This is a genomic window from Methylosinus sp. Ce-a6 (assembly GCF_009811655.1).
In the GTDB taxonomy this organism is placed as follows: domain Bacteria; phylum Pseudomonadota; class Alphaproteobacteria; order Rhizobiales; family Beijerinckiaceae; genus Methylosinus.
The window spans coordinates 1-887 of the sequence record NZ_BGJX01000094.1; the positions used below are offsets into that span (position 1 = coordinate 1).

The 887-nt window shown below is 62.0% G+C and carries 1 pseudogene; it reads right to left on the reverse strand.

What is annotated here, in order from left to right:
- Nucleotides 1-831 (reverse strand): annotated as a pseudogene (locus tag Mspo_RS19465) (hypothetical protein); the annotation flags it as partial.
- Nucleotides 832-887 lie beyond the last annotated feature (56 nt).

An 887-nucleotide genomic window follows, 5' to 3' on the forward strand; every position in this document is an offset into this window, starting at 1 on the left:
AGTGATGGCCCCCGCCGCATCGGTCTGGAAATCCACCGCCGCGACCTCGCCCTGCGCGCCGTCGCTCTTCGTGTAGATCGTCATGTTGGTGACCGGGCTGCCGTTGATCGTCTCGCCGAGATTGCCGCTGCCGACGAGGCCGATCGAGGCGACGCCGAGCTCGGCAAGCGTCTTCAATTCGCCGGCGTCGGTCTGCGCATCGTGATCGGCGTCGACCCACACGCGCAGATCGTCGAAATAGAGCCGGCCGGTCGCCGCATTGGTGAGCGATGTGGCGCGCGAGAAGCTGGTTGCGCCCGGCTGCGCCAGGCTGGCGAGCGCGGCTATGCCGTCGGCGAAACTGCCGCCGTTGTAATGGACGGAGACGGTTTCCCTTATGCTGTCGATTTTGCCGTTGCCGTCGAGATCGAGCGCGAGAATTCCGTTTTTGTCGGCGACCCATCCGGTCTGATGCAGCTTGCCGTCGCCGAGCGTGTCGAAGAAGATGTTCTGCTCGATCCAGCTCGACAGCTCGATTCCGTCGCCGTCGAGATCGAGCACGAGCGGATCGATATTGCGCAGCACGGCCGCTTGCGCCTGAACCGCGCTGTAGCGCATGTCGTTTTGCAGCCAGATATCGATATCCGGCAGCGCGACGAAGCGTTCCGAGCCGCCGTTGATCCTTCGCGAGAAATCGTCGAAAGCCGCCTGTACGGTCTGGCGCGCCCAATTGACATTGCCGGTAACGAGATAGTTCTGTGCGATTGGGAGATAGCCGTTGGCGTTGATATTGGGCGTCGCCGCATGGAAGGCGCCGGAGATGAAGCCGTAAGAACCTGACTCAAAAGACAACTATCGCGCGAGCCGCCTGATTGCGATCTGGATCGACGCCAGAACGACGAAGGTTT